This window comes from Sinomonas soli (assembly GCF_054782415.1).
In genome coordinates, this window is sequence record NZ_BAAGSN010000025.1 from 1 (window position 1) to 10872 (window position 10872).

Below are 10872 nucleotides of genomic sequence, written 5' to 3' on the forward strand. Positions count from 1 at the left end.
AGCGAGAGGCGCACGTTTGCGTGGTGGGTCGACCTGCCGGTGGCGCTGCGGCCCCTAGAACCTCCGGGCAGCTGGGCCACAGGTCCTCGTCGTAGGAACGCATGTGTTTAGGGCGTCGGGTCGGACGCTGGTGCCGGGTGACGAGGGCTTGCCTGCAATGCCCGGAACGCCAGAAGCGCTGGCCTTTCTGGCGTTCCCGGCGTTTCTGGCGAGACAGCTTGCTGCAGCCCAGCTTCATGTTTCGGGCATTGCCAGCGCTGCGGGTAAAGCTGGCAATGCCCGAATCGCCTGCCTTGCGCGCCGTGCCGTAAATGCTGGCATTTCCAGCACAGCGCGCATCCGACCCCACGAGGGGCCGGCCAGCCTTGCGGGCATTTCGGGAACCACCCGCCAGGACCAGCACTGCTGGCACAGCTGGCATTTCCAGCACGGGAGTGAGCGAGAGGCGCACGTTCGCGTGGTGGGTCGACCTGCCGGTGGCGCTGCGGCCCCTAGAACCTCCGGGCAGCTGGGCCACAGGTCCTCGTCGTAGGAACGCATGTGTTTAGGGCGTCGGGTCGGACGCTGGTGCCGGGTGACGAGGACTTGCCTGCAATGCCCGGAACGCCAGAAGCGCTGGCCTTTCTGGCGTTCCCGGCGTTTCTGGCGAGACAGCTTGCTGCAGCCCAGCTTCGTGTTTCACTGCGGGATGTGCCAGCCTTGCGGACTCTGCTGGCTTTTCGGGCCTTGCGGGCTCTCTTTGCTCTCTTCGCGGTCTGGTGATTCTTGATACGCCCGAAATGCCAGCACATCGGCCATTGCTGCTCTTTCGGGCGATGCGGGCTCGCGCGCTGTGCAAGGTGCCGGCAGTGCTGGCGTTTCGGGCTGGTGCTCCGGGTCGCGCCCATTGCGTACTTGCACGTGGCCCATGACTGCCCGATCGAGCCGCACACCTACGATTGAGCTCGGGGGCCTCGGCTGCGGGAGCCCAGGCGGTCTCCTACAGACTTGAACATGACTCCTGCCCGTATAGCAGGCATTTCGGGCACACCGGGCAGTGCTGGCATTGATGGCATTGCTGCACATCAGGCAACTCCATCAATGCTGGCGTTTAGGGCACAGCGGGCAGTGACCGTCGTGAAGCGCTTTTCGGGCGTTTCAGGCTGTCCCGGCTATTCCCGGAAAGCTGGCATTGCTGGCTTTGCTGATCGGGCCCGGCCGCTCTCCTGGTCCCCGGTCCTGCGGCTGCCTCGTTCAACGCCTTGAGATGTGGTGATCACGATTCACATCCCGCGCTCCATGTCCCCAGGGGCGGGGCGCGTTCACGCCGGGCTACACTGTGCGGACCTCGAAAGGCGTTGACCTGGGTCTGCTTGCCCGATCCTGCCTCAGGCGGCGCTGCTCCGGCCTGATCACCTCCGCGTGCTGGCATTTCGGGCAACGCTGCCTCATGCTGGCATTTCGGGTTCTGCCAAAGTCTCTGGCGCTGCTGCTACTCGCCATGGGGCACGGCCTCATCAAGACCGTCCTCGACGAGGCCCTCGAAGACCTCGAGCTGAGCAGATCACCGGACAGGGATCGGCTCTACACGGGGCGCTTGGCCCAAGGCGGCCGCCGGCGGGGGAGCGGCTTGAGGGCCGGCGGGCTGGCGGTGTTGCTGTTGCTGGCAAAGCAGGCATTTTGGGCCGTTCGGTCATTTGGGGTCCACGGGCCGGTGAGTCCGGGGAGTCCATGCACCACCGCCGCGCCGCGGGTCGTCGCACCGTCCACGCAGCCGCAGCGGCTTTCGGCCATGCAAGACAGGCTCGGCCCGGGGGACGAGTCGATCGCGGGGGAGTGGTGCACGCATTCCTTGGGACGTGACGACCCGCTCGAGGCTAGCAGTGCTGGGGTTTCGGGCCGCTCGAGGCTCGACCAACTCCGAAGGTGGAGCCGACCAGTGGGTCCAGCCGTTATCGCGGCAGCGTTCCGGAGAGGCCCAGGTCCACCCGAGGGCAGCGCAGGGGCCGGACTTGACTGCGCCCTACGTGCGCGTGGCAGGGGTTCCTGGCGACACGGCCGAGAAGCCGGCGGGTTGTTACGGAGGTTCTGGCCCGTCAGCGCAGGGAGTGGACTGTCGGGACCCTAAGGGGCCGGAGTTCAGACGGGGAACCCGGGGGGAGGGAGGGCATGGGGCGATGGCCGACTGAGGTGCTGCTGGGGTGGAGTCTCCAGCGGCGGAGGAACAACTACCTGTTGGTTGGGTAATGTCGCACGCTTGTGCTGTCTCTCCGCACTGTGCTGCAAGGTACCTCTGCACAGTGCGGAGACTCCTTCCGATGGTGCGTGCGATCTCGGCCAGGGAATGCCCCAGGGCCCTGAGGGTGCGGGCCAAGCCGGAAGCTTCAGCCGAGGTCTCGCGTCGCTTCTGAGTGGCCTTGGCTGCGTTCTCCGCCGCGGCGTCCCGCTTGGCCCCGCTCTTCGACTGTCCGCCCCGACGCCCCAGCTCTGACAGGTATTGGCTCGGTGTCCCTGTGCTCCTGTTGCGGCCTTTGCCGCGCAGGACCTGCCGGACTGCCGAGGCTGCGATCTCGCGCACCTCCCGCGGGGGCAGGGGCTCGGGGAGGGCGGCGTTGAGCAGGCTCGCGAAGTCGAGCGCGGCTTCAAATGTGGGCACGAAGCCGTCGTCGAAGCGGCGCCACAGCTCCGCCCTGGTCGCGTAGAAGGTGGCGTTGTTGCGGCCGCCCTCCTCAGCCCGGTGGAAGGCGATGCGCGCCGGCACAAAGTCCTGCCCTGGATCCCACGCGTTCCACCCCGGTTCGAACGGGTCCCGGTACTGCTGCATGTGGCGCATGAGCTCGCCGAGGCTGTACGGCTCGAGGCGGCTGCCGAAGACGACACGCCCGGCGGGGGAGTGCGCTGCAGGATTTCTGACCAGGTATCGGGTGAAGGCCGGGTCGGCGCCGACGAGCTTGTCCAGAGACGCCTGGACGGCGTCCGCGTACCGGATGGGGTGCTCCTTAGCGCCGGCACCGGTGTGGACCGGGTCGATCATCCACCCTGCTTGGGCGTGACCGTTTTCGGCGTTCTGGATGATCCAGTGCGGCTCGGGCACGGAGGGGTGCATGAGCCAGAGTTCGGCGTCATCTCGGTCGACGTCGACCACCAGGAAGTTCCGGAAGTCCGCCGGGTTGATCTGGACGAACGGGTACTCCTGCATGGCCCTGCCGCGGTTGGGGTAGGCCTCATGCTTGTGGTGGCCGCCCCTGAATCGGCGGACCCGGTGGTGCTGGACGATAGCGTCGCGCACATCGGCTGGGGTCTCCTGGGCGCACTCGAATAGCGGTACGTCGGGCACGACGCGCCGAGGTGCGCTTATAGACGGGACCCCATGCCCATGTAGACTGGGCATACAGAAGGGCTCCTTCGGGAGTCATCTGGATCAGGCCCTCCCGGACCTGATCAGGGAGAAGCCCGTAAGGGCTTCTTGTGGGGCTCCATCACCCGGCAGCCGGCAAGCATGAGGGTGGTGGCGCTAAAATTTCATCAGCAGGCCCGCTTCGGCGGGCCTGCTAGCGTTAAGAGGCCATCCGCCCGATAGGCAGTTCCTCCTGGTCGATCGTGGCGATCTCGATGTTCTCGAGTCGGAGGCCGACGGCTTCCGCTATGAAGTCCGAGATGGTCAGCCCGGTGGCTGCAGCCGCTTTCTCCAGCCTTTCGGCCACGGGCATGGATACCCGAGTGCCGTAGTACCTGCGGTCGCCCTTGCTGCGGCGGCCGCCTTGGCGCTGCACTTCCACTGCCATTGATCTACCCTTCGCCTCTTTGCCAGGTGCCGGTGTCTTCCCGTAGGTTTCGCCTGCTGGCCTGGCTATTCGACTGGTGGTTCGTGTCCTGGTCCTCTGGTCTCCCGGGGGATCCCTTCGGCTGATCTTGAACCTACCATCGGGGTTCGAGCTTTCTGCGGAAGCGAAAACAGAAACTAAATGCCAGCATTTCGGGTGCCGTCGGCTTGGTGGCACACATGTGCTTCATCGGGGGCCCTGCGGGCCCCGTCCCGAAATGCCAGCACACCCCAAGAAGGTGTCGAAAACTGTTTTCGGTAGCCCTGGAGCGCCTGTCGGGCCCTTCGGGAAAGACCAGAAATGCCAGCAATGCCAGCATCGACGTGTCGTGGGACGCCGCCGGGACGAGCGGAAAATAGTCCTCCGACACGGCGTGTCGGCGTGTCGCGGCACGTCCTTGTCGGTGCCCTACTCGAAGGCGCCGACTGCAGCCCTGACGGGATAACCCTGGCCGTCGAGGACGACCTGGGCGGCTGGCCCGTCTGCCTCGTTCACCAGCGCGGGGGCGAGTAGGTTCACGGTGGTGCCGCCCGCGCCGGGGGAAGCGACCACGAGCACCCGGCGCAGCCGCCACTCCGGCCCCCTCAAGCGCGGCTACCGCACCCCGGGCGGCGGCTACGCGAACGTCCTGGACCTGCCCCCGGAGTACCGGGGGTCATCCCGTCAGGTGTGCGGGCTGTGGCCCTTCGCCTCCGGCTCCGGCGCCCCACTGGCCGGGGCCCCGCTGGGACAGCACATGCTCACCGGCCAGGTCGTGGGCCTACCACATCACCGCATTCGAGGAGGGCCTGATCCCCAACCCGTCGGTGTACTTCATGTCCAACCCGGCCCTGGGGAAGTCCACCGCCGTGGGGAAGATGTGCCTGTGGCTGGCCTACCGGGGCGTGGCCAACATGACCCTCGGCGACGTCAAGGGCGAGCACGTCCTGCGCACCCGCAGGATGGGCGGGAAGGTCAACCGCCTCGGCAACGGCCGCGGCTACCTCAACCCGCTCGACCCGGGGGCATCGGCCCGCGCCACCGAGCGGCTGGCCGGCACGCTCCGCGCCGAGGTGGCCCGAGGCGCGCACGAGCAGCGCAAGGCCCTGATGACGGCACTCATCACCGTCTCCCGCGAATCACGTCCGACGGAGCAGGAGGACCTGATCCTCGGCCGCGCCCTGGAGATCCTCTACGACCGCCACCAGGGCATCCCGCTCGTGGCGGATCTGGACCGGCTGATCGCCGACGCCCCCGAGGACCTGCGCACGGTGGTCCTCGACCGCGGCGACATGGACCGCTACCTCGACGCCACCGACGCGCTGCGCACCTCCCTGATCGGCATCGCCACCGGCTCCGGCCCGCTCGGGGACATGTTCTCCCGCCACACCACCGAGCAGCTGGACATGGCCCGCTCCGTCGTCTTCGACCTCTCCGCCCTGCCCGACACCCAGCCCCAGAAGCAGGCCGCCGGCCTGCTGGCCTGCTGGTCGATCGGCTTCGAGGCCGTCAACACTGCCCAGGTCCTCGCCGACGCCGGCCTCGAGCCGCGGCGCAACTACAACATCGTCCTCGACGAGTTCTGGCGCGCCCTCAGGGTCGGGCGCGGCATCGTGGACAAGGCCGACTCCCTCACCCGGCTCAACCGCAACGAGGGGGTGGGGCAGATGATGATCTCCCACACCCTCAAGGACTTCGAGGCCGTCGCCGACGAAGCCGACCGGGCCAAGGCCAAGGGCTTCGTCGAACGCTGCGCCATGGTCGTCCTCGGCGGGCTCGGGGCCAAGGAGCTGACCGAGGTCGAGCACTTCCGCCGCCTCACCCGCGAGGAGAAGCGCCGGGTCGAGTCCTGGGCGGACGTGAAGAAGATCACTGCCAACCAGCACGGGGCGACCGCCCCCTACGGGCGGGGGAAGTTCCTCCTCAAGCTCGGACAGGCTCCCGGAATCCCCGTCCAGATGAAGCTCACCACAGTGGAGGACGACATCTCCGACACCAACACCCGCTGGGAGAACAAAAGTGAGAAGTTCGGGTGAATTCTGACGGTTTCGGCCTGAACCTGAGCATGGTCGCCGGTTGGGGCCGGTGGGGGTGCTCAGGTTCGGCGAACCTGTCCGTCGGCTGGGGCGAGGTCGGGGTGCGCGACGGTGTCGAGGTAGCGGGTGGCGGCCTCGACGCTGAGCCCGAACAGGTCGCAGACGAGGCGGATGTCGCCGCCGGTGGCGTGGATCTCGTGGAGTATGCGGTCCTCGCGCAGCGCTCGGGGCGCCAGCGTGATGCCGGTCCAGGGGTACTGGGGGCCGACGGGGACGAGCCGTGGAGCGGTTCGCCTGTTGATGAGCAGGTGGGGGTTGGCGCTGCCGGGCCAGGTCCGGCTGCGGTGGTCGAGCCAGGCCGCCAGGCGGGTGCGCACCGGGGCGGCCAGCGGGACGTCCCGGTCGGCCAGGACGAGGGCTCCGTCGCGGATGTCGGTCAGCTGCAGGTGCCTGAGCTGCCTGCCGGTCAGGGCGTGGAAGGCGACCAGGGCGACCGCGAGGGCGACCACCGGGTCCGGGGAGTTCAGCTCTTCCCGGACCACGGCGGGGTCGAGGGCGAGCGGGATGGTGGCGGCCTTGGGGGAGGCCTTCATCCCGCGGGTCGGGTCGGCGAAGATGAGCCGGCGGCCCTTCAGGGTCGTGAAGAGCGACTTGAGCCCGTTCCCGGCGATGTGGCGGCGGCCCCCTGTTCCGGCCAGTGCGGCGGTGACGTGGGCGCGGGTGACCTCGGCGAAGGACTCCAGGCCGGCCTCGGCCCAGCCGTGGACGACGGGCTCGATGCCCAGGATGTGGGCCCTGATGGTCTGCGGGGTGCGCGGCTTCTGCCGCGGGGCCTGGGAGGAGCCCTCGGTCAGGACCTGCAGCCAGACCTCGAGCTGGTCCTTCATGGGCTGCGGCAGGGTGGCGGTCTTGGCGGCGAAGTAGCGTTCGAGTCCGCTCGGGCGGTCCTCGATGAGCAGGCCGGCCGCGGCCAGGACGTCGAGCGTGGAGGCGATGTTGCCCGAGTACTGGCGCAGCTGGAGGACGTCGGTGGCGCGGACCTTCGCGGTCGGGGCGGCCCGGAGGGCCTGCAGGAGCCGCAGCGAGCGGGTCACGTCGTTGCGCTGCCGTTTGCTCCAGCCGGCCCTCTCGGCGTGCTCGCGGACGATGGCGGCGCAGTAGCGGGTCAGCTCGCTGTCCTCGGCCCGGACGCGCGCCGCTACGGCCGCGGGGTCGGGGGCCATCTTGAACAGCGCCGCCTGCACCCCGGCCCCGGGGCCGGTGGGCTGGCGGTCCCTGGCGCGCCGCTTCCAGGGGGCGCGCTGGTCCGGGCTCAGTGGTGGTGCGCCGCGGCGGGCGAAGTTCAGGTTGGCGAAGAAGAGCTGCTGGCCGTCCCGGTTGGCCCCGGTCAGGTCCAGGGCGCGGCCGGGCTCCTGGAGCATCCGGGCCTGTTCCAGGCAGAGCCGGCAGGCTCCCCGCTCTCCGATGCGGGCGGTGCGGCCGCAGAAGCCGCAGGCCCCTTCCGGGTAGTGGGAGCGCCACCAGCGGCAGGGCCAGCACGTGAAGCTGTGGCGGCGGTAGACGCCGAAGGCCAGGCAGTCCCTGCACGAGCCCGGGTACTGGGGGCTCCCGGGATGGCACCCGGCGCACATGCCCTGGCTGAAGTAGTCCCTGCCGGTGCCGCACCTGGAGCACGGCGGCGCGGTGAAGGGCCCGCCCGGGAGGCAGTCGTAGCAGCAGTCCACGCGCGGGCGGACCCAGGCGACCCGGTTGGACTGGCAGCGGGTGCACATCGGAGGCGGCCGCAGGGGCGCCCCCGGTCCCGGGGCCGGGCTCACAGGGGCGGCTCGGACCGCGGCCTGCCGAACCTCGGCGCCACGACCGGCGAGACCGGGGCCCTGCCCGGACCGGCGCCGTTGACGGCCTCGGCCTTCCCGGGCCGGCGGCCGGCGACCTTCTCCGGCTCGGGCGTCATCAGGTCCGAGGGCGTGCACCCCAGGACCGAGCAGAGCACATCGAGCTCCTCGAGCCTCATCGTCGGGGGCGTCCCGGCCCACCAGGAGGACATCTTCCCGGCACTGATCTCCAGGCCGGCCTCGGCGAGCATCCGGCGCATCTGCGCCGACTTCCAGATCCCGCGCTCGGCGGCCCTCATCCGCAAGTTCCACTGCACGGGCTCATCCTTCCTTCCGCGTGACGGCGAAGCGGGACTCGACCCGCTCGTTGGCGTTCTTCCAGGCCGCCTCGACGTGCTCGCTGCGCACGTGGATGTAGCCGGAGGTGGTCGCGAGCCACTGGTGCCCCAGCAGCTCCTGGAGGGCCTTGATGTCCATCCCGGCCCCGTAGAGCGAGGAGGCGCAGTAGTGCCGCAGGACGTGCGGGCTCATCCGTCCCGACCAGGCCGGCAGCCACTTCTCCACCTGCAGGCCCAGCGCCCGCCGCAGCGCGTTGCCGCCGACCCGCCCGCACCGTCCCAGCTCCCGGTCGAAGCGCTCCGATGGCAGCAGGGGCGCATCGGGGTCGGCCCAGTCCTCCCCGTACTGGTGCCGGACCTCGCCCAGCCACCAGTCGATCAGCTCGGCCGCGCCGTTGATCGCCGGCACCAGGCGGGGCTTCGGGCCACGGCCGTGCGAGCCCTTCCCGAAGCGCACGTGGAGCTTGCCGAAGCCGCCCAGGTCCGGGCGCCAGTCGCGGATGTCCAGCATCACCGTCTCGTTGATCCGCAGCCCCAGCCGGCGCCACAGCGAGGCCGCGAAGTAGTCCCGCGCCGCGGGCAGGTACTTGCGGGCCTGCGGGATCGACTGCCGCCAGGAGGTGAAGAACGCATCGATCTCGGCCTCCGACGGCGGCACCCGTACCTTGCCCAGCGACTTCCCGGACTGGCGGTTGAACTCGTCGATGGGCTGCTCGACCAGCACCCCGGTCGCGCGGTGGATCCGACCCTGGTAGCGGCTGATCACGAACTCGTAGAACAGCGCCAGCGTCCCGGCCTTGCCGGCCCTGGTGCTCACGCTGTGGCCCAGGCGCCGCTGCTCGGCCAGGAACCTGTCCGCGTCCTGGCACGTCGCCGCCCACAGCGGCCCGGACACGGACCGGGCGAACTCGATCACGATCGCCCGGGTGCTGCGGATATGGCCATCGCTCAGCCCGGCCGCCGCCATCGCCAGCGCATGCTCGTCGACGATCTCCTGCTCGAAGTCCTCGACCGCCTGAGCACCCCAGAACTCCCGATCCCCGGCACCGCCGCCCGGCAGCGCCACCAAACCCATCAGAACCCGACTATTGGGTATCTGCTTAGCTGAAGTTATTCCGCACTTGCGGACGGGCGGATTTTTCTATCTTTTCGACCTCCCCGGAGGAGCCTCTGCTTCGCGAGGGATGACGAGGTCCTTCAGGGGTGCGGGATCGGTGTTGGTGGCCTGTTGGAGGAGCCGGTAGAAGAGCAGGCCGCGGCTGGTGGAGGTGCGGCGGTTGAAGCGGAACGTGAACTCGTCGAGGTAGTAGCCCAGCTGTTCCCGTGAGATGCCCTGGTGCAGTGTGCCGTCAACCACACCGCGGCGAACCAGGTTCTCAGCGGGGTGCGGGTGCGCTCGAAGATCGTCCCGGCCGTCACCGACGTGCGGCGGGAGCACACCCTGCACATCCACAGGCCCGCACCGGTGCGCCAGTACTCGCGGCCGCCGCACTTCGGGGCAGACGAATCCGTCAGGCCAGCGCAGCCCCGCCAAGTACTCGAGGCAGGCCTCATCGGTGCTGAACCAGTCCTGGAACTGCCCGAAGGTCTCCGGGTAGTCCACCCCGGCACGCGGCATCTGCGGCGACAAATCGGCCATCCGCCAAGCCTACTTCAGCTAAGCAGATACCCAATACCCGACTTCAACAGGAGCGACCATGCATCGACCATACAAGCAAACCGTCACTGTGGTCGACGGTCCATCAGTTCCCGTCCACGGCGGAAATGAACCGACACCACCTGCCAGAACGCGGCCACACACCGCGATCCACCCCAGCGAACCTGAGCGGATAGAGATACTGCGCAAGCAGGGCGCCAGCACCGAGGAGATCGAACGCGAGATCTTCGGCCACGACGACCAAGGCCGCCAGGAAGGTCGGAACGGGCACACCGAGGGGGCGGGGCTCTGATGGGCGCCCCGAACAGCGGCAGGCGGTCCCAGCTCGACCCCGGCACGGTCCTGCTCTGGGTCTGCATCATCGCCGTCGTCCTCGGCGTGGGCACAGTGGCCGGGGCCGTCCACCTCGGCTCCGTCCTCGCCCACGACGGGCAGCGGCTGCCGGCCAACCCGTTCGAACTGGTCCTCGGCCTGCTCGCCCGCAAGGTCATCTGGCCGGGGCCCGCCACATGGGTCCTGGCCGGCCTCGGCGCCGTCATCGTGATGCTCGCCGTCCTCGTCGTGGGCATCGTGGTGCGCCGCCGCGCTGGGCGCTCCCGGGTGGACGCAGCAGCCCAGCACATGGCCAAGGGCCGGGACCTGCGGGCCCTGACCCTGGACGGGGCGACGGCGACGGCCGAGCGCCTCGGGGCTGGACGGGGCGACGGCGACGGCCGAGCGCCTCGGGGTGAGGGGCTCCCCGGGTGTCCCTGTCGGCAGGACCGTCCTGGGCCGGCAGATGGTCTACGGCTCTTGGGAGGACATGCACATCGACATCTGGGGCCCCCGCACAGGCAAGACCACCTCCCGGGCGATCCCCGCGATCCTCGCCGCCCCGGGCGCTGCCCTGGTGACCTCCAACAAGCGGGACATCGTCGACGGCACCCGCGACGTCCGCGGCGCCGACGGGCCGGTGTGGGTCTTCGACCCCCAGGCTGTCGCCCTCGAGGAACCTTCTTGGTGGTGGAACCCCCTGTCCTACGTCACCGACGAGGTGCGCGCGGCCCGCCTCGCCGACCACTTCGCCGCCGGCTCCCGCGGCCCGGACGCCAGGACGGACGCTTACTTCGACCCGGCCGGGCAGGACCTCCTCGCCGGCTTCCTCCTCGCGGCCGCCTTGGACACCCGCCCGATCACCCAGGTCCACAGCTGGCTCACCCGCCCGGCCGACGATACGGCCGTCGA

The 10872-nt window shown here is 69.4% G+C and carries 9 protein-coding genes and 1 pseudogene; 3 read left to right on the forward strand and 7 right to left on the reverse strand.

Features of this window, described 5'->3' with window-relative positions; genetic code table 11:
• Positions 1–2056 precede the first annotated feature (2056 nt).
• The 3 genes from ACYVKZ_RS19985 to fliW form a co-directional block, all read right to left on the reverse strand.
• A complete protein-coding gene (locus tag ACYVKZ_RS19985) occupies positions 2057–3268 on the reverse strand; it encodes a replication initiation protein (protein WP_460994104.1) in 1212 nt (403 codons plus the stop codon).
• A gap of 268 nt (positions 3269–3536) precedes the next feature.
• Positions 3537–3764: a hypothetical protein gene (locus ACYVKZ_RS19990; protein WP_460994106.1), complete on the reverse strand. Its 228-nt coding sequence runs from the start codon at positions 3762–3764 to the stop codon at positions 3537–3539.
• Between the two features lie 447 nt (positions 3765–4211).
• Positions 4212–4391 (reverse strand): flagellar assembly protein FliW, encoded by a 180-nt coding sequence (gene fliW, locus ACYVKZ_RS19995; protein WP_460994108.1) that lies wholly within the window; start codon positions 4389–4391, stop codon positions 4212–4214.
• A 227-nt stretch (positions 4392–4618) separates the two neighbouring features.
• Between fliW and ACYVKZ_RS20000 the strand changes: the two genes are divergently transcribed.
• Positions 4619–5818 carry an ATP/GTP-binding protein gene (locus ACYVKZ_RS20000; protein ID WP_460994110.1) on the forward strand — a complete coding sequence of 400 codons (1200 nt, stop codon included), beginning with the start codon at positions 4619–4621 and terminating at the stop codon, positions 5816–5818.
• A 59-nt stretch (positions 5819–5877) separates the two neighbouring features.
• Here ACYVKZ_RS20000 and ACYVKZ_RS20005 read toward each other — a convergent pair whose 3' ends face one another.
• The 4 genes and pseudogenes from ACYVKZ_RS20005 to ACYVKZ_RS20020 all read right to left on the reverse strand — a co-directional run bounded on the left by ACYVKZ_RS20005 (position 5878) and on the right by ACYVKZ_RS20020 (position 9630).
• Positions 5878–7239 carry a hypothetical protein gene (locus ACYVKZ_RS20005; RefSeq protein ID WP_460994113.1) on the reverse strand — a complete coding sequence of 454 codons (1362 nt, stop codon included), beginning with the start codon at positions 7237–7239 and terminating at the stop codon, positions 5878–5880.
• A gap of 392 nt (positions 7240–7631) precedes the next feature.
• Positions 7632–7970: a helix-turn-helix domain-containing protein gene (locus ACYVKZ_RS20010; RefSeq protein WP_460994115.1), complete on the reverse strand. Its 339-nt coding sequence runs from the start codon at positions 7968–7970 to the stop codon at positions 7632–7634.
• 4 nt (positions 7971–7974) lie between these two features.
• Complete coding sequence (locus ACYVKZ_RS20015) at positions 7975–9066, reverse strand: tyrosine-type recombinase/integrase (protein ID WP_460994117.1); 1092 nt, start codon at positions 9064–9066, stop codon at positions 7975–7977.
• Positions 9067–9132: 66 nt separating this feature from the next.
• A pseudogene (locus ACYVKZ_RS20020) lies at positions 9133–9630 on the reverse strand (transposase).
• 58 nt (positions 9631–9688) lie between these two features.
• Between ACYVKZ_RS20020 and ACYVKZ_RS20025 the strand changes: the two are divergent.
• Together ACYVKZ_RS20025 and ACYVKZ_RS20030 are read left to right on the forward strand one after the other, a co-directional pair.
• Positions 9689–9940 (forward strand): hypothetical protein, encoded by a 252-nt coding sequence (locus ACYVKZ_RS20025; RefSeq protein ID WP_460994119.1) that lies wholly within the window; start codon positions 9689–9691, stop codon positions 9938–9940.
• A gap of 510 nt (positions 9941–10450) precedes the next feature.
• Positions 10451–10872, forward strand: a 422-nt coding sequence (locus ACYVKZ_RS20030; protein WP_460994121.1) for a type IV secretory system conjugative DNA transfer family protein, incomplete at its 3' end; no start/stop codon positions are given.